The 16,957-nt window shown below is 69.0% G+C and carries 20 protein-coding genes; 9 read left to right on the top strand and 11 right to left on the bottom strand.

Translation table 11 applies throughout. The features are described 5' to 3' along the window. Nucleotides 1–41: 41 nt before the first annotated feature. From LRA89_RS08680 to LRA89_RS08655, 6 genes are read right to left on the bottom strand one after another with little or no spacing between them, the layout of a single operon-like run. Complete coding sequence (locus LRA89_RS08680; protein WP_156351306.1) at nt 42–371, bottom strand: hypothetical protein; 330 nt, start codon at nt 369–371, stop codon at nt 42–44. 42 nt (nt 372–413) lie between these two features. After that, nucleotides 414–761 carry a hypothetical protein gene (locus LRA89_RS08675; protein ID WP_056494624.1) on the bottom strand — a complete coding sequence of 116 codons (348 nt, stop codon included), beginning with the start codon at nt 759–761 and terminating at the stop codon, nt 414–416. Between the two features lie 41 nt (nt 762–802). Then, nucleotides 803–1,105, bottom strand: coding sequence for a YdeI/OmpD-associated family protein (locus LRA89_RS08670; RefSeq protein WP_230769840.1), 303 nt, complete (start codon nt 1,103–1,105; stop codon nt 803–805). After that, nucleotides 1,098–2,441 (bottom strand): sensor histidine kinase, encoded by a 1,344-nt coding sequence (locus LRA89_RS08665; RefSeq protein ID WP_230769839.1) that lies wholly within the window; start codon nt 2,439–2,441, stop codon nt 1,098–1,100. Before LRA89_RS08665 ends, LRA89_RS08670 begins: the two co-directional genes overlap by 8 nt. 11 nt (nt 2,442–2,452) lie before the next feature. Continuing rightward, nucleotides 2,453–3,136 carry a winged helix-turn-helix domain-containing protein gene (locus LRA89_RS08660; RefSeq protein ID WP_055756478.1) on the bottom strand — a complete coding sequence of 228 codons (684 nt, stop codon included), beginning with the start codon at nt 3,134–3,136 and terminating at the stop codon, nt 2,453–2,455. Then, complete coding sequence (locus LRA89_RS08655) at nt 3,133–3,477, bottom strand: PDZ domain-containing protein (RefSeq protein WP_230769838.1); 345 nt, start codon at nt 3,475–3,477, stop codon at nt 3,133–3,135. The genes LRA89_RS08660 and LRA89_RS08655 overlap by 4 nt, the downstream gene beginning before the upstream one ends. A 281-nt stretch (nt 3,478–3,758) precedes the next feature. Between LRA89_RS08655 and LRA89_RS08650 the strand changes: the two genes are divergently transcribed. The 5 genes from LRA89_RS08650 (at nt 3,759) to LRA89_RS08630 (ending at nt 9,574) form a co-directional block, all read left to right on the top strand. Beyond that, nucleotides 3,759–4,790: a LacI family DNA-binding transcriptional regulator gene (locus tag LRA89_RS08650; protein ID WP_230769837.1), complete on the top strand. Its 1,032-nt coding sequence runs from the start codon at nt 3,759–3,761 to the stop codon at nt 4,788–4,790. Between the two features lie 256 nt (nt 4,791–5,046). After that, on the top strand, nt 5,047–6,075 hold the full coding sequence (locus LRA89_RS08645) for a ferritin-like domain-containing protein (RefSeq protein ID WP_230769836.1): 1,029 nt from the start codon (nt 5,047–5,049) through the stop codon (nt 6,073–6,075). Between the two features lie 17 nt (nt 6,076–6,092). Next, nucleotides 6,093–7,100, top strand: coding sequence for a ferritin-like domain-containing protein (locus tag LRA89_RS08640; RefSeq protein WP_230769835.1), 1,008 nt, complete (start codon nt 6,093–6,095; stop codon nt 7,098–7,100). A gap of 23 nt (nt 7,101–7,123) precedes the next feature. Continuing rightward, the gene (locus LRA89_RS08635) at nt 7,124–8,458 is read left to right on the top strand and encodes an Nramp family divalent metal transporter (RefSeq protein ID WP_230769834.1); all 1,335 of its coding nucleotides are present in this window, start codon (nt 7,124–7,126) and stop codon (nt 8,456–8,458) included. 165 nt (nt 8,459–8,623) lie between these two features. Continuing rightward, nucleotides 8,624–9,574: an NAD(P)H-dependent flavin oxidoreductase gene (locus tag LRA89_RS08630; protein ID WP_230769833.1), complete on the top strand. Its 951-nt coding sequence runs from the start codon at nt 8,624–8,626 to the stop codon at nt 9,572–9,574. Here the strand turns inward: LRA89_RS08630 and LRA89_RS08625 are convergent. Together LRA89_RS08625 and LRA89_RS08620 are read right to left on the bottom strand one after the other, a co-directional pair. Continuing rightward, nucleotides 9,569–10,027 (bottom strand): DUF1465 family protein, encoded by a 459-nt coding sequence (locus tag LRA89_RS08625; protein ID WP_230769832.1) that lies wholly within the window; start codon nt 10,025–10,027, stop codon nt 9,569–9,571. The genes LRA89_RS08630 and LRA89_RS08625 overlap by 6 nt on opposite strands. Nucleotides 10,028–10,111: 84 nt before the next feature. Then, the gene (locus LRA89_RS08620; RefSeq protein ID WP_055756491.1) at nt 10,112–10,309 is read right to left on the bottom strand and encodes a DUF465 domain-containing protein; all 198 of its coding nucleotides are present in this window, start codon (nt 10,307–10,309) and stop codon (nt 10,112–10,114) included. Between the two features lie 79 nt (nt 10,310–10,388). Here LRA89_RS08620 and LRA89_RS08615 point away from each other — a divergent pair, with 79 nt between their 5' ends. Then, nucleotides 10,389–10,610 carry a YdcH family protein gene (locus tag LRA89_RS08615; protein ID WP_329958509.1) on the top strand — a complete coding sequence of 74 codons (222 nt, stop codon included), beginning with the start codon at nt 10,389–10,391 and terminating at the stop codon, nt 10,608–10,610. Between the two features lie 42 nt (nt 10,611–10,652). Here LRA89_RS08615 and dksA read toward each other — a convergent pair whose 3' ends face one another. From dksA to LRA89_RS08600, 3 genes are all read right to left on the bottom strand, one after another. After that, nucleotides 10,653–11,078, bottom strand: a complete 426-nt coding sequence (gene dksA / locus LRA89_RS08610; RefSeq protein ID WP_230770007.1) for an RNA polymerase-binding protein DksA — start codon at nt 11,076–11,078, stop codon at nt 10,653–10,655. A 595-nt stretch (nt 11,079–11,673) separates the two neighbouring features. Next, on the bottom strand, nt 11,674–12,639 hold the full coding sequence (locus LRA89_RS08605; protein WP_230769831.1) for a hypothetical protein: 966 nt from the start codon (nt 12,637–12,639) through the stop codon (nt 11,674–11,676). A gap of 327 nt (nt 12,640–12,966) precedes the next feature. Further along, nucleotides 12,967–13,419 carry a host attachment family protein gene (locus LRA89_RS08600; RefSeq protein ID WP_055756495.1) on the bottom strand — a complete coding sequence of 151 codons (453 nt, stop codon included), beginning with the start codon at nt 13,417–13,419 and terminating at the stop codon, nt 12,967–12,969. Nucleotides 13,420–13,517: 98 nt separating this feature from the next. On the opposite strand from LRA89_RS08600, the gene serS reads away from it, so the two are divergent. From serS to LRA89_RS08585, 3 genes are read left to right on the top strand one after another with little or no spacing between them, the layout of a single operon-like run. After that, the gene (serS, locus tag LRA89_RS08595) at nt 13,518–14,795 is read left to right on the top strand and encodes a serine--tRNA ligase (RefSeq protein WP_055756496.1); all 1,278 of its coding nucleotides are present in this window, start codon (nt 13,518–13,520) and stop codon (nt 14,793–14,795) included. A 35-nt stretch (nt 14,796–14,830) separates the two neighbouring features. Further along, entirely contained in the window at nt 14,831–15,910 is a 1,080-nt protein-coding gene (locus tag LRA89_RS08590) for a M23 family metallopeptidase (protein WP_230769830.1), read from the top strand. Next, nucleotides 15,907–16,917 carry a potassium channel family protein gene (locus tag LRA89_RS08585; RefSeq protein ID WP_230769829.1) on the top strand — a complete coding sequence of 337 codons (1,011 nt, stop codon included), beginning with the start codon at nt 15,907–15,909 and terminating at the stop codon, nt 16,915–16,917. The genes LRA89_RS08590 and LRA89_RS08585 overlap by 4 nt, the downstream gene beginning before the upstream one ends. The last annotated feature ends 40 nt before the right edge of the window (nt 16,918–16,957 follow it).

Genomic DNA, 16,957 nt, shown 5'->3' with positions numbered 1-16,957 from the left:
GCCCCAAAATCTCACACGTTCGCGCGTTTCCAGACAGAATTTCAAAACGGCAGTTTCAGCCGCACCATCATCCGGTTGCTGACCACGCCGGGCGCCACCGTCGCCTGTTCCACCTCGGCGGCGGCACGCAGGTCGCCGACCACGCCGGTCTCCGCCTTCACCGTGTCGTCAAAGCGGGTCGGATCGACGGGGCGCAACCGGTAGCGTTCCTGCCGCACGTCGCCGCAGACAAGGATCTCGTCGTCAGAAACTGCCCCGCGACAGCGCGCCGGCGGCAACAACGGCGTCAGCTCGATCCGCCCGGGCGGCACCGCCACCGCCTGAACCAGCGACCATGCCCAGAACATCCGCCCCGCCTCCCCGTCGCCCAAGACGATGCCGGCGGATTGCGGCGCGACGACGGCAGGGCCGCTTCAGCGCACAGGCTCGGCCCCCAGCCGGTCGAGCCACGCCTGCGCCTGCTTCGGCTCGCCCACCGCCTGCGGGCCGACCGGTCCGCGCGACCGCAGGAACTGTTGTTGCAGCTCGAACGCCGGCAGGCCCAGTTGCTCGCGCGCCGCGTCGATCGCGTCGCCGATCTCGGCCAGATGGTCGATGACGGGGGCGGTCGCCGCGCGTACCCGGCGATCCGCCTGATGATCGAACAGCCCCGCTTTCCCGGCGGCCGTTACCCGCAGCGCCGCGATCAATGCCGCTGCATAGTCGGCTTCGAGTTCGATGCGGCGATCGTCGAGCCGGGCGAGACGTTGTGCTTTGGCCATGGCCGGGTCGTACCGCGCGGCAACGGGGCCGGCAACCGCCGCTACCGTTTCGCGTCGATCAGCACCGCCTGCTGCCACTTGCCCGGTGCCTTGTCGGTGCGGTGGATACAGCCGGGCCAGCAACACGGCCGCATCTTGCCCTCCCGCAACGATTCGACCGCCCGCCCGATCCGCCGCTGGCGGGTCGCGGCCTGCTTGGCATCCTCGATCCAGCACAGGAACTCGTTGCGCCCGATCGGCGTCAACGCCTGCCACCGCGCGAACACCGCCGGGTCCCCCTCGATCGCGGCCCGCACGTCCGCTGCCGCGTCATGAACCATTCCCTGCGCGAAGCCTTCACCCATGCGATCGTCCGATCGTCAGGCGCACCGCCAGCCCCGGCGCGGCATCCGCCAGTTCCAGCGTACCGCCATGCAAATGCGCCACAGCCGCCACCAGCGACAGCCCCAGTCCCGCCCCGCTTTCGTGCCGCGCCGCATCCAGCCGCCCGAACCGGCGCAGCGCCTCCGTCCGCCGCGCGGGTGCGATCCCCGGCCCTTCGTCACGCACGACGATCGCGACCGTCGCAGCCGTTTGCTCGACCGACAACCGGATCGTTCCCGCACCATATTTCAAGGCATTATCGATCATATTTGCCACTGCCTGTCCGATCATCTCGCGATGCGCCGGCACGACCATGGTCGGCGAGGGCACCACCGAAATCGCCATCCCCCGATCCTCGGCCAGCGGTTCGAACAGTTCGGCAAGTTCCTCCAGCATCGCAGCCAGATCGGTAGCGACGAACGCCTCGCGCCCGATCCCCGCCTCCGCCCGCGTGATCCTGAGCGCGGTGTCGAGCATGCCGAGCAACCGCTCGCCCTCGTCCATCGCGCGCAGCACCGCCAGCCGCCCCTCCTCGCTGTCGGCGGCGGCCAGCGCGCGTTCCAGCGTGGCGCGCAGCCGGGTGAGCGGCGAGCGCAAGTCGTGCGCCAGCGCATCGGTCGCCAGCTTCAGTTCGCCGACCAGCGCGGCGATCCGGTCGAGCATCGCGTTGACCGACCGCGCCAGCGCCTCGAACGCATCGTCGCCGCCGCTCAAGGCCACCCGCCGGTTCAGGTCGCCCGCCGCCACCGCCGCCACCGTATCGACGGTCCGCTCCAGCCGCTGGGCGATGATCCGCGCCGCGACCCATCCGGCAAGCCCTGCCAGCAGCAGCGCGACCGCCATCGCCGCGCCCATCGCCGCCTCCAACGCGCCGACGAACGCCAGCTCGCCCTCGATCACATGGCCGGTCAGCAGTCGCGTGCCATCGGACAGGTCGGTGCCGATCACCCGCATCCGTTCCGGCCGGTCGCGGTCGACGCGGAAGATCTCGATCGTGGTCGGCGGCCCCGCCACCACATCGGGCGGCCATGCCGCGACATTGCCGGCCAGCACCCGTCCGCCGGGCGCGATCAGCAGCACGACTGACTGCGGCCGGTCGCTCCGGTCGAGCCGCGCCAGCGCCGCGCGCGCCGCCCCGGCCTGTCCCCCCGCCGCCCATGCGTCGAGCAACTGACCGCGCAGCCGTTCGGCCTCGCCGGTCGCGGCCTGCGTCAACCGGTCGGCGGTGATCTGCCGCACCACCAGCAGCGTGACCCCGGCCCCGGCCAGTTGCAGCGCGAAGACCAGCGCGGCGAAGCGCAGCGTGGCCGATCGCACCCAGCGGCGCGTCAGGGCTCGATCCCCAGCTTGTAGCCCGATCCGCGCACCGTATGCAGCAGCCGGCGAGCCTGCCCGTCGTCGATCTTGCGGCGCAGCCGGCTGATATGCACGTCGGTCACGTTGCTGCCCGGATCGAAGTGGTAATCCCACACCCCCTCCAGCAACATCGTGCGCGTCACCACCTGTCCGGCATGGCGCAGCAGATATTCGAGCAGCCGGAATTCGCGCGGTTGCAGGTCGATGCCCACGCCGCCACGCTTCACCCGCCGCGCGAGCAGGTCCATCTCGAGGTCGTCGCACGTCAGCTTCGTCTCGGCGACCGGGGTGCCCGGCGCGGCGCGGCGCGCGAGCAGCGTCACCCGCGCCAGCAATTCGGCGAAGACGAACGGCTTGGTCAGATAATCGTCGGCGCCCGACGTCAGCCCGGCGACCCGGTCGTCGGGCGATCCCATCGCCGACAGGATCAGAACGGGCGTCGTCACGCCGCCCGCGCGCATGGCCGCGATCGCCGCCATGCCGTCCATCTGCGGCAGCATCCGGTCCATGACGATGCAGTCGTAGCCGCCGTCGATCGCATGGAACAACCCGTCGCGCCCGGTGCCGGCGCGATCGACCACATGGCCCGCCTCGGTGAGCCCCTTGGCGATATAGCCGGCGGTATCGTCGTCGTCCTCGACCACCAATAGTTTCACGCACCACCTCCGCCGCCGTGCAGTAGCAGCGTGCGGGCCTGCACGTCACCCCTTGGCCTGACGTGCAGCACCACCGCATGGGTCCCATGCGCCGCCGCCGCCAGCCGCGCGACGCCGGGATGCGCCACGCCGTCGACCTCGTCGACCACGTCGCCGACGCGCAGGCCCGCCCCTTGCGCCGCGCCGCCGCTGCGCAGGCTGGTGACGACCAGGCCCGCCGCATCGACCTGCCCCGCAAAGGTCGCCCCGCCGATCGCGATCGATCGCGGCCCGTCGGCCATCGCCGCTGCCACGCCGGCCACGGCAACCACGGCGACGCCCAGTATCCGCGCGATCGACATCGAAGCATTTCCTTTCGCCACCACCATGGCCCACGGCGCTTTGCGACGGCATGGCGGATACATGACGATCCTGTAACCGGCCCGGAAACCTGTTTGAAATTCGCGAAAGCGCGAGTTTCGCGGCGGTGCCGGCCCGCTCCCCCTACCGGCCACCCACACCAGTATCCTGATCGATGGTCGGGAGGAGCGGCGGGCCGGCACCGCGAAACGCGCAACCGCGCGGTTCCAAACAACCCCGCCAAGGTTGACACGCACGCCCGGCCATGGCCGAGATGCCGCGCATGCAGCCACCCCGGTCGCGCGGCCCCAAGCGCATTACCATCGTCGACGTCGCCGCGCGCGCGGGCGTATCCACCAAAACCGTCTCGCGCGTGCTGAACGGCGAACCGCATGTGAAGGAAGCCGTGCGCGACAAGGTGCGCGACGCGGTCCGCGCGCTCGACTATCACCCCAACGTCATGGCCCAAGGCCTCGCGCGGCAACGCTCGCACCTGATCGGGCTGGTGTATGAAAACCCCTCGCCCAGCTACACCGTCGAATTGCAGATGGGCGTGCTCGACCGGCTGCGCGGCGAGCCGTACCGGCTGGTCGTGTTGCCCGTCCGCTCGATCGCCGACCATGCCGACGAGGTCGTGGGCCTGCTCCGCTCGGCGGCGGTCGACGGCGTCGTCCTCGCCCCGCCGGCGTCGAACGACCGCCGCATTCTCGACGAGCTGGTCGGCATCGGCATGCCCTTCGCCCGGATCGCGCCGACCCGCTGGGACGATATAGTGCCGGGCGTCACGCTCGACGATATTGCCGCCGCGCGCGACATCGCGGCGCATGTGCTGGACCACGGCCACCGCCGCATCGCGATCATCAAGGGCGATCCGACCCATACCGCCAGCGATGCGCGGATGACGGGATACGAACAGGCGTTCGCCGCCGCGGGCGTCGCGATCGATCCCGCGCTGGTGCTCGACGGCCGCTTCACCTTCGATTCGGGTTTCACCGCCGCGCGCGCGCTGCTGGCGATGGATCAGCCGCCGACCGCGATCCTCGCCCAGAACGACGACATGGCGGTCGGCGCGCTGATGGCCGCGCGCGAGGTCGGCATCGAAGTGCCCGCCCAGCTCTCGATCGTCGGCTTCGATGATTCGGAAATCGGCCGCATCGCATGGCCGCGCGTCACCACCGTGCGCCAGCCGGTGTTCGAAATGGCGGTCAGCGCCACCGGCCTGCTGCTCGACCAGTTCGCCGGCGTGCCCGTGCCCGACGTCCTGCCGCACGACCACCGCCTGATCGAACGGGACTCGGTGCGAAAACTTGGATGACGCTTGTCTCGAAGGCGGTGCCGGCCCGCTCCCCCTCCCGGCCACCCACAGCGTATCCTGAATGGGTGGTCGGGAGGGGGAGCGGGCCGGCACCGCATCCACGTAAGTGGATCAGACCCTAGCGCGCACGCGATACAGTCAATACAGCGGCTTGTCTGAACCATGGTCCGGCCCCCGGCCCATGACCGACAGCCAGGGATCGGCCCGCGTCGCCCGCCACCGCGCGGTCGGGGCCACAGGGTAAGGAATGCGGCGAATGACCGACGATACGCAGATGATGGAAGCACTCGAGGCGCGGGTGCGCCGCCGCGAAGGGCGCCGCGACTTCTTCCGCACCATGGGGGCCGCCGCTGCGATCGGCGGCGGCATGGCGCTCACCTCGTGCGGCGGCAACGATGATTCGGGCGGATCGCCCACCCCCTCGCCGACCGCCACCGCCACCGCGACCCCCACGCCGACGCCCACCGCGACGTCCAGCAGCGGGCTGACCGATGGCGATTTGCTCAATTTCGCGCTCAACCTCGAATATCTCGAAGCGCAATTCTATGCCTATGCCACCACCGGCACCGGGCTCGACGCGACGCTGCTGACCGGTCCCACCGGCACCACCCCCGGCGCCGTTACCGGCGGCCGGCAGGTGACGTTCACCGATCCCGTCGTCGCCAATTTCGCGCGCGAGATCGCGGCGGACGAACGCGCCCACGTCCAGTTCCTGCGCGCCGCGATCGGCGCCACCGCCATCGCCATGCCCGCGCTCGACCTGTCGGCCACCGCGACCGGCGCCTTTTCGAACGCGGCGCGCGCCGCCGGCCTGATCGGCGCGGGCCAGGCATTCGACCCCTATGCGAACGAGAACGACTTCCTCCTCGCCGCCTATCTGTTCGAAGATGTCGGCGTCACCGCCTACAAGGGCGCGGCGGCGCAGCTTTCCAGCGCGGTGGTGCTGCAGGCGGCGGCCGGCATCCTCGCGGCGGAGGCGTATCACGCGGCGATGATCCGCACGACGCTGTATACCAAGGGGCTGATCACGCCGTCGCTGATCGACGCGACCGAAAAGATTTCGGACGCACGCGATTCGCTCGACGGCGCGACCGATCTCGATCAGGGCGTCCGCGCGATCGGCAACGTGTCGAACATCATACCGCTCGACGCCAACGGCATCGCCTTTGGCCGCACCCCGCAACAGGTGCTCAATATCGTCTATCTCAACAAGGCTTCGGTCAGCCTCGGCGGCTTCTTCCCCGCCGGGGTCAACGGCACCGCCAAGACCAGCGCCGCGAACTGAGCCCGGAGTATTTCACGATGACCAACGATCCGATCCTTCAGGTGCTCGAAGCCGCCGACGTGCGCCGCGCCCATCGCCGTGACTTCCTGCGCGCCGCCGGCGGCGTCTCCGCCGCCGTGGCCGGGGCCTCGCTCCTCGCCGCCTGCGGTGGCGGCAACGACAGCTCGCCCTCGCCGACGCCCACCCCCACGCCGTCGCCGACCCCCACGGCAACCGCCACCGCGACCCCGGCGACCGATGCCGATGTGCTGAACTTCGCGCTGAACCTCGAATATCTCGAAGCGCAATTCTACTCGTTCGCCGCCACCGGCGCGGGCCTGCCCAACACGTTGTTGACCGGCACCGGCACGCAAGGCGCGGTCAGCGGCGGGCGGCAGGTGAACTTCACCGACCCGCTCGTCGCGCAATATGCGCGCGAGATCGCTGCCGACGAACGCGCCCATGTTGCCTTCCTGCGCTCGGCGATCGGCTCGGCGACGGTCGCGCAGCCGGCGATCGACATCGGCGTGACCGCCGCCAGCGCCTTTTCGGCCGCCGCCCGCGCGGCGGGCATCATCGGCGCGAACGCGGCGTTCGACGTCTATGAGAACGACGAATCCTTCCTGCTCGGCGCGTTCCTGTTCGAAGACGTCGGCGTCACCGCCTACAAGGGCGCGATCGCCTTCCTGACCAACAAGACCTATATCGACGCGGCGGCGGGCATCCATGCGGCGGAGGCGTATCACGCCGGCCTCGTCCGCTCGGTACTGTACCGCAAGGGCATCGCCGCCCCGACGCTGATCGAACGCACCGAACAGATTTCGAACGCCCGCGATGCGCTCGACGGCGCGCTCGATCTCGATCAGGGGGTCCGCGCGGTCAACAACGCCTCGAACATCGTGCCGACTGACGGCACCGGCCTCACCTTCACCCGCACCCCGGCGCAGGTGCTGAACGTGGTCTATCTGACCAACCAGTCGGTCGCACAGGGCGGGTTCTTCCCGGCCGGGGTCAACGGTCTGCTCAAGACGAGCGGCGCGAACTGACCGATCACCCGGAGGGACCGACGATGGCACCGCCGCCCGCCGCGAACGATGCCGTGTCCGATCGCCGGCCCAGCCTCCCCGGTTCCTTCCGCACGGTCGCCGTGCCGGAGGGAGCCGGGCAATTCTGGCGCAAGCTCGGCGCGTTCGCCGGCCCCGGCTATCTCGTCGCGGTCGGCTATATGGACCCGGGCAACTGGGCGACCGACATCGCCGGCGGGTCGGCGTTCGGCTATACGCTGCTCTCGGTCGTCCTGCTGTCGAACATCATGGCGATGGTGCTGCAATCGCTCTCGGCGAAGCTCGGCATCGTCACCGGGCTCGATCTCGCGCAGGCGTGCCGCGAATATTACCCTGCACCCGTCCGCTGGGTGCTGTGGGCGTTATGCGAATTCGCGATCATCGCGTGCGATCTGGCCGAGGTGATCGGCACCGCCATCGCGCTGCAACTGCTATTCGGCATTCCGCTGGTGTGGGGGGTGTGCATCACCGCGCTCGACGTGATGCTGATCCTGCTGTTGCAACAATATGGCTTCCGCAAGCTGGAAGCGTTCATCGTCGCGCTGCTGCTCATCATCGCCGGCTGTTTCGCGGTGGAGCTGTTCCTCGCGCAGCCTTCGCTCGCCGGCATCGCGCGCGGGCTGATCCCCACGACCGAGATCGTCACCAACCCGGCGATGCTCTATATCGCGATCGGCATTCTCGGCGCGACCGTGATGCCGCACAACCTCTATCTCCACTCCTCGATCGTCCAGACGCGCAGCTTCGATCGATCTGCGGAAGGGCGACGCGAGGCGGTGAAGCTGGCGACGATCGACAGTTCGATCGCGCTGATGCTGGCGCTGTTCATCAACGGCGCGATCCTCGTGCTGGCCGCCGCCGCCTTCCACACCGCCGGGCGGACCGACGTGGCGGAAATCCAGGACGCCTATCAACTGTTGACGCCAATGCTCGGCGCCGGGGCGGCCAGCATCCTGTTCGCGGTCGCGCTGCTCGCCTCGGGTCAGAATTCGACGATTACCGGCACGCTCGCCGGGCAGATCGTGATGGAGGGCTTCCTCAACCTGCGCTTCCCGGCATGGCTGCGGCGGATCGTCACCCGGCTGATCGCGATCGTCCCCGCTGTCGTCGTCGCCAGCCTGTATGGCGAAAGCGGCACCGCGCAACTGCTGGTCGGCAGCCAGGTGGTGCTGAGCCTGCAACTGCCCTTCGCGGTCTATCCGCTGGTCCAGTTCACCGGCGACAAGGGCAAGATGGGGCCGTTCGCCAATCGGCCCGTTCTCGCGGTGGCGGCATGGACGATCTGCGCCGCGGTCATCACCCTGAACTCGATCCTGCTCTATCAGGTCATGACCGGCTGACCTGTCCTACAGCGGGCGATCGGGGTAGAACGCACGGGTGCTTTCGAGAGAATGCCGCCAAGTCCTTGTAGAACAACGACCGGCCCTTTCCCGTAGCACTGTGCGTAGTGTAAACTTTGTAAACTTCGCCATGGACAGTAATTCGGGTTGCGCTATGCAACGTATATGGCGCTTCCTACCCTGTTCGACCGGTTGGCCCTGCCCGTCGTGGCATCGCCGATGTTCATTCTGTCCGGCCCCGAACTGGTCATCGCCCAGTGTACCGCCGGCATCGTCGGCTCCTTCCCGGCGCTGAACGCCCGGCCGCAGAGCCAGCTCGACGAATGGCTGCACCAGCTCACCGAGGCGCTCGCCGCGCACGACCGCGCCCATCCCGACCGCCCGTCCGCGCCCTATGCCGTCAACCAGATCGTCCACCGCTCGAACGATCGCCTCGACGCCGATGTCGCGACCTGCGCCAAATGGCAGGTGCCGATCGTCATCACCTCGCTCGGCGCGCGCGAGGAACTGAATACCGCCGTCCATGGCTGGGGCGGCATCACCCTGCATGACGTGATCGACGACCGCTTCGCCCATAAGGCGGTGGAAAAGGGCGCCGATGGGCTGATCCTCGTCTGCGCCGGTGCCGGTGGCCATGCCGGCCGGCTGAACCCCTTCGCCTTCACTCAGGAAGTCCGCCGCTGGTTCGACGGGCCGCTGTTGCTGTCGGGCGCGATCGCCAACGGCGGCGCGATCCTCGCCGCACAGGCCGCCGGCGCCGATCTCGCCTATATCGGCTCACCCTTCATCGCGACCGCCGAGGCCCGCGCCGTGCCCGCGTACAAAGATGCGATCGTCGCCGGGCATGCCGCCGACATCGTCTACACCAGCGCCTTCACCGGGGTGCATGGCAATTATCTGCGCGGCTCGATCCTCACCGCCGGGCTCGACCCCGACGTCCTGCCCGAACGCGACGCCACGACGATGGACTTTGCCGCCAGCACGGCCAAGGCATGGAAGGACATCTGGGGCGCCGGCCAGGGCATCGGCGCGGTCGACGCGGTGGTTCCGGCCGCGACCCGTATCGCGGCGTTGGCGGAAGAATATCAGGCCGCCCGTGCCCGGCTAAGCCTATAACGCCAGCGCCAGCCGGTCGAACATCGCCCGTGCCGGACTGGCCGGCGGCGGTCCCTCATGCGCCCGCTCGATCCGCTCGACGCGGCGGTACAGGTCGATGCTGGCGGCCACCAGCGTCCGGGTGCCGTTTGGCATCGCCTGCAACACTCGCTCCTCGGTCCGGGGCGCCGGCCCCAGCAGCCGCGCCGGATCGCGCGCCGCGACCGCGCTGATCTCGCCCGCCGCCACCGCCCGCTGCGTCAACAGCCACGCGATGACATGCATCAGCCGCGTCGTGATCTTGAGCGACTCGCACGAAAACACCACCCGCGTCATCGGATCGAGCATCGCCCGCTCGCCGCGCCCGCCATCGTCGAAATAGGCGCGCGCCTCGTCGGCCAGCACCATCGCCTCGACATAGAGCGAATCGACCAGACGCCGCTGAACGACGGCCGAGCTGCTGTGCGTTTCCATGGGTCGAAGGATGGCATGCCGGCCCCCGCCACGAAACGATTCGATCGGTGGGCCGTCGGCGCCAACTGTCCCCGAACGTGACGATCAGGCGATGATGTCAGGGATCAACTGGTCCTCGATCGCCGCGATCTCGTCGCGCAGCCGCAGCTTGCGCCGTTTCAGCCGGGCGAGCTGCAACTGATCGGCCGCCCCGGCCCCCGCCAGCGCGGCGATGGCATCGTCCAGGTCGCGATGCTCGACACGCAGCACCGCCAGCCGCTGTTCAAGGTCCGATTCGTCCATTGCCGATCCGTCACTCCATTGGCCCCGCGCAACACTCTATCCGCGATTCCTGCACGTCGCACCGAAAATGGCACCGACGATGGCGACAATCGTCAACTCGTGTGTTTTACTCCATGCCCCATCAAGCAAGCAGGAGAATGGATCGATGCAGACCGGCCACCTCAACGCTCTCGAAGCGAAGCACGCCACGCTCGACCGCCAGATCGCAATGGAAACCCAGCGCCCCTCGCCGGACCAGAGCCTGTTGTCGTCGCTCAAGAAGCGCAAGCTGATGGTAAAGCAGGAGATGACGTCCATCTGACGCCATCGGCGCGGGACCGCCCCGGTCCCGCGTCCATACTCCCTATTCTTCCCGCGAAACCTTTTCCTGCCGTTCGTGGCGGCTCTGCGCCTCGACGGTCATGGTTGCGATCGGACGGGCCTCCAGCCGGGCCAGCGCGATCGGCTCGCCGGTGACTTCGCAATAGCCATATTCGCCATCGTCGATCCGACGGATCGCCGCCTCGATCTTGGAGATCAGCTTGCGCTGCCGGTCGCGGGTGCGCAGTTCGATCGACCAGTCGGTTTCGCTCGACGCACGGTCGGTCAGGTCCGCCTCGCGCAGCGATTCGTTCTGGAGATGCGCCAGCGTTCCCTGCGCCTCGCGGTGGATCGCGTCCTTCCACGCCAGCAGCTTGGCCCGGAAATAGGCCTGCTGCCGCGGGTTCATGAACGGTTCGTCGTTATGCGGACGATAACCGCTGCCGTCGTCGTTCACCGGCGGCGGCATATCGAGTGGTTGTGTCGTATCGCTCAAAGCCGTTGCCATCCCCAGTCTCCGCTCCGGTATGCCGCCGAACGCCACCGGCGAAGGTCCCGACCCGTCTTTTCCCGCGGGCCTATATCGGGCGGGGCGTTCGACCACAAGCCGCGCAGAACGCACGGGAATGATCGCCGGCCGACTCGTCGCCGCCTGGCCCACCGTTTGTCGTGGTCGATCACCCCGAGTCGAAGCGGCGGTATGAAAACCGCTCTATTCCCATGTCTCTTTACGGTACGTTAACCATTACAACCCGCTGGCAAGGCGGGGACGTCCATACTAACGACGCCTGATCGTGGTTAAGGGTGTTGAACTTTACGCTTTGTTTCGTCTTGGTGAGCCATGGCCGCAAGGGTCATGGAATCGCCGCGGTCACGGGGCGGGTAGGGAAAGAGTGGAACGGCATGTCGGTTAAGATGGCATTGGCAAAGCTCTGCGCTTGCGCTTGCGGTGGCGCCGTCATCGGCGGCGGTGCGGTGCATGTCGCCGAATCCTCCCCCCATCGCGAGATTACCAAGCGGGCGATCACCAAGCGCGTCGTGACCAAACGGGCGGTGGCACAGCGTCAGGCCCGCCAGCGCGTGGTCCGCCGCGTCGTCACCCGGACGCAGACGACCTGCGCCCCGGCGGTCGTGACCGTCGCCAGCCAGGGCGCGCCCGTGCCGCTGCCCCCCGCCTTCCTCGGTGCGGAAATGCCGATGCTGTCGGGCGGCGGTGGCGGCTTCGGCGGGGCCGGCCCGGTGCTGGTCGGCGGCACCGGCGGCGGTGGCTTCGGCGGTGGCGGCTTCTTCGCGGGCGGGTTCTTCGGCGGCGGATCGTCGGGCGGCGGGTCGAGCGGCATCGTCGTCTCCTCGACGTCGAGCACCAGCGGCGGGTCATCCTCGACCTCCTCGGGTGGCTCGTCCAGTTCAACCTCGTCGGGTGGGTCGGGCGGATCGTCGACCTCCTCCGCATCGGGCGGATCGGGCGGCTCCGGCGGTTCGTCGACCAGCACCGGCGGCGTATCGAGCACCAGCAGCACGTCGTCCGCTTCCGGCGGGAGCAGCGGCAACATATCGTCCGCATCGGGTGGCAGCAGCAGCAGCGGCAATGTGTCGTCCGCGTCGGGCGGCAGCAGCGGCAACGTGTCCTCGGCATCGGGCGGGAGCAGCGGGAACGTCTCGTCCTCGTCCAGCGGCAATGTCTCATCCTCGTCGAGCGGCAACGTTTCCTCGTCGGCTTCCTCGAGCGGCGACGTATCGTCGTCGGCCTCGTCCAGCGGCGACGTGTCGTCCTCGACCTCCAGCTCGTCGAATGGATCGTCGACCAGCACCTCGTCCTCGTCGAACGGCTCGTCGACCTCGACCAGCACGTCCTCGTCCTCGAATGGATCGTCGAGCAAGGGCTGGAGCTCGAACGGCGGGTGGAGCTCGAATGGCGGCAGTTCGTCGCACGGTGGCAGCTCGACGAGCTCGGGCGGGCCGACCCCGGTTCCTGCTCCCCCGATGCTGCTGCTGTTCGGTGCCGCCGCCGCCGCGCTGGTCGCGCGCAAGCGTCTCGCGAAGTCGAAGACGTCGACCGCCTGAGCCGCACCGGCAACGGGATCGAACGGGCCGCGCGAGTGATCGCGCGGCCCGTGTCGTATCGGCCAATACCAAGCCTTGGCCGTCGTTCCGGCGCAGGCGGGCACCCATCAACGCATCGGCTTAGATTCGATCACCGCCGTCGGCGTGTATGGATTCCCGCCTGCGCGGGAATGACGAGAAGGTTCGAGGGCAAATTTCCCCTGTCGAAGCGGAATGGCTTCCCAATCTGCTCCCCTCCCTGACAAGGGAGGGGAGCCGCCAGGAGCCATCGTCTGGCTAAATGTCGATCGGCCCTAGGCGTTGGTGAGCAGCTTCTCGATCTGATCGACCGGATGGCCGGTCAGGTCCTTATCCAGCTCGCCCGCCAGCCGGGCGCTGACGCTCTGGTGATAATGTTTGCGCATCTCGCCCAGCGTCTTGGGCGGCGCGACGACGATCAGCGTCTCGAACTCGTTGGCGAGCGCGCGGCGCTTAAGTTCCTCGGCGGCCTGCGCCGCGAAACGGTCCTCGGCCTGCTGGTGATAGTCGGTCTCGCCGATGCTGCCGCCGCCGCTGGCGAAATTGCCGCCGCGGATCGACGATCCCTGTCCGGCGGCGTCGGTCTTTTGATGACGGTCGGCGGGATTGGCCTGCTGCTGCTGATCCTCGACGATCAGGTTCGGCGCATCGGCATCGCCCTTGTTGCGGAAGAACAGCATCTTGCGCCCGTCGGCGACCAGCACGCAGGCGTCATGGGGAATACGCATCACTCTCGCTCCTCTTGTGGCTTCGGGTGGGGGAACGCGCCGGGGGCGATACCGGTTGCGGCTTGCATGGGTGGGGATCGCCAGCCATAGCCCGGCGCATGCACGACATTCGCCTGATCCGCGACGATCCCGCCGCCTTCGACGCCGCCCTCGCCCGCCGTGGCCTTGCCGGCCGATCGGGCGAGCTGGCGGCGATCGACGAGCGACGCCGCGCGCTCCAGACCGAACTTCAGACCGGACAGGCGCGCCGCAACGAGGCGTCGAAGGCGATCGGCGCGGCCAAGGCCCGCCGTGACGAGGAAGCCGCCGCCGCGTTGATGGGCGAGGTCGCCGCGCTCAAGGACCGCATGCCCGCGATCGAGGCCGAGGAAGCGGCACTCGCGCAGGAGCTGACGCACGCGCTCGAAACCATCCCCAACCTCGCCCTCGCCGACGTGCCGCAGGGCGCGGACGAGGACGACAATGTCGTCGAAAAGACCGTCGGCGATCCGGCGAGCTTCGCCTTCACGCCGCGCGAGCATGACGCGATCGGCCCGGCGATCGGCCTCGACTTCGAAACCGGCGCGCGACTGTCGGGCGCGCGCTTCACGCTGGTGCGCGGCGCCGCTGCGAAGCTCCACCGCGCGCTCGGCCAGTTCATGCTCGACACGCTGACCGGCATCCATGGCTATGAAGAGGTCGTGCCGCCGGTGCTGGTGCGCGAGCCAGCGCTCTATGGCACCGGACAGTTGCCGAAATTCGCCGACGACCTGTTCCGCACCACCGACGACCGCTGGCTGATCCCCACCGCCGAGGTATCGCTGACCAACATCGTCGCCGGCCAGATCCTTGCCGAAAAGGAACTGCCGCTGCGCTTCACCGCGCTGACGATGTGCTTCCGTTCCGAAGCAGGGGCGGCGGGCCGCGACACGCGCGGCTTCATCCGCCAGCACCAGTTCGAAAAGGCCGAGATGGTGTCGATCACCACCCCCGACCAGTCGGAGGCCGAGCATGAGCGGATGACGCAGGCGGCCGAGGATGTCCTGAACCAACTCGCCCTCCCGTTCCGGCGGATGAAACTGTGTACCGGCGACATGGGCTTTTCGGCGGCGCGGACCTATGATCTCGAAGTCTGGCTGCCGGGGCAGAACCGCTACCGCGAGATTTCGAGCTGTTCGACCTGCACCGATTTCCAGGCGCGGCGGATGAACGCGCGCTACCGGCCCGAGGGGGAGAAGGCGACACGCTTCGTCCATACCCTCAACGGCTCGGGGCTGGCGGTCGGCCGCACGCTGGTGGCGGTGCTCGAAAATTACCAGCAGGCCGACGGGTCGGTCGTGGTGCCCGACGCGCTGCGGCGCTATGTCGGGAGCGAGGTTCTGACGCCGGCCGGCTGACGCCGACGCGAACCGGAGGGGTCATGGGGGGACCAATGCAGCCAGTCACCAAACGCATCGCCGCGCTGTCGTTGGCAGCCGCGCTCGCCGGCTGCATCCCGCCCGGCCCCGACCGGATGGACCCCGGCGTGCCGCCACCGCAGCGCGGCCCCCTCGCCGCGCCCGGCACCCCGCCCGCCACCGAATCGAAGGGCGACGGCGTCACCGCGCTCCCCTCGCCCCCGCCGGCATGGGAGGCGCGCCGCGTTGTCGCCAGCGCGCGCACCGTCGCGAATGGCAGCTATGTCGTGCGGCCGGGCGATACGCTGCGCGGCGTCGCCAACACGACGGGGGCCGGATCGGAAGCGATCGCCCGCGCCAACAATCTGCCGCCGCCGTTCACCATCCGCGTCGGCCAGCGGCTGACGATCCCCGGCGGCCGCTATCACGGCGTCCGCGAAGGCGAGACGGGCATCGCCATCGCCCGCGCGTACGGCGTCGACTGGTCGCGGATCGTCACCGCCAACGCCCTTGCCGAACCCTATATCCTGCGCACCGGCCAGCGCATCCTGATCCCCGGCGACGCCGCGCCGCGCTCCGCCGCCGAACGGGCCGCCGCCTTCCGGCTCGACATCGACGACATCCTGACCGGCGGCGAACCCGCGATCGAGGCGGGCGAGCGCCCCGTCCGCCCCGTCACCTCGCCGCGCCGCGTCCTGCCCTCCACCGCCGTCGTCGCTGCGCCGAGCATCACGCCGGGCGCTTTCGCTTGGCCGGTCGACGGGCGCGTCCTGAAACGCTTCGGCGCGGGTGACAGCGGCGAACGGACCAACGGCATCAAGATCGGCGTGCCGCTCGACACGCCGGTCACGGCGGCGGCGGACGGCACCGTCGCCTATGTCGGCACCGGCGTGCCCGGGCTGGGCGGCGTCGTCATCATCCGCCACGGCGGCAACCTCGCCACCGTCTACGGCCATGCCAGCCAGTTGCTGGTCCAGCGCGGACAGGCGGTGAAGCGCGGGCAGAAGATCGCGCTGTCGGGCGATTCGGGCTATGCCGACCGGCCGCAGGTGCATTTCGAGATCCGCAACGGCCGCACCCCGGTCGACCCGCTGGCAAGACTGCCCCGGCGATGATCCGCGCCCGGGGAAAGGCGATCCTGCGCCAGTCCTCGCCGCTCCCGGTCTGGGCATCGATCCTGTGGCGGGTCGTCGCGGTGCTGACGCTGGTCGGCATCGCGGTCGGCGTCCACTGGTTCGATCGCGCCGGCTTGCGCGACACGTACGACGGACAGGTCAGCTTCGTCGACGTCATCTATTTCACGATGATCTCGATCACGACCACCGGCTATGGCGACATCGCACCCGTGAGCGAACGCGCCCGGTTGTTCGACGCGCTGATCGTCACGCCGATCCGGGTGTTCGTCGTGCTGCTGTTCATCGGCACCACCTATCAATTCGTCCTGCGACGTAGCTGGGAGCGTTGGCGCATGGCCCTTCTGCAACAGAAACTGACCGGCCACATCATCGTCGCCGGCTTCGGCCGGACCGGCGCGGAAGCGGTCGACGAACTGATCGCGCGCGGCGAGGAGCCGCGCCGCATCGTCGTCATCGATCCGCTGGCCGCGAACATCGCACGCGCGCAGAAACTCGGCTGCATCGTGCTGGAGGCCGATGCGACGCGCGACGCGACGCTCACCGACGTGCGGATCGCCACCGCCCGCGCGCTGATCGTCGCCACCGGCCGCGACGATACCTCGATCCTGGTGACGCTCACCGCCCGCCACCTCGCCCCCGACGTGCCGATCAGTGTGATCGTGAAGACCGAGGACAATGAGTTTCCGGCGCGCGCCGCCGGGGCGACCACGGTCATCAACCCGGTCAGCTTTGCTGGGCTGCTGCTCGCCGGATCGTGCCGCGGGCCGCACATCGCCGATTATCTGCTCGACCTCGCCTCGATCGGCGGCACGGTCGCGCTGGCGCAGCGCCCCGTCGCCGAGCATGAGATCGGCCAGCCGCTGTCTGCGATCACCACCGGCATCGGCCTGCGCGTCTATCGGGGCGGGGGCGCGGCGCCGCTCGACAGCGTCGAGGCACGGCACCTCGAACGCGGCGACATGATCGTCGAAGTCGTGAAGCGATAATCCCCGCCGCCGGGCGCACGTTCTTCCCGTCGGGGCGAGA

The sequence above is a fragment of the Sphingomonas sp. Leaf4 genome (assembly GCF_920939515.1).
Lineage (GTDB): Bacteria > Pseudomonadota > Alphaproteobacteria > Sphingomonadales > Sphingomonadaceae > Sphingomonas.
The sequence above is the reverse complement of the archived record's forward strand: the minus strand, read 5'-3'. Positions and strand labels throughout refer to the sequence as shown.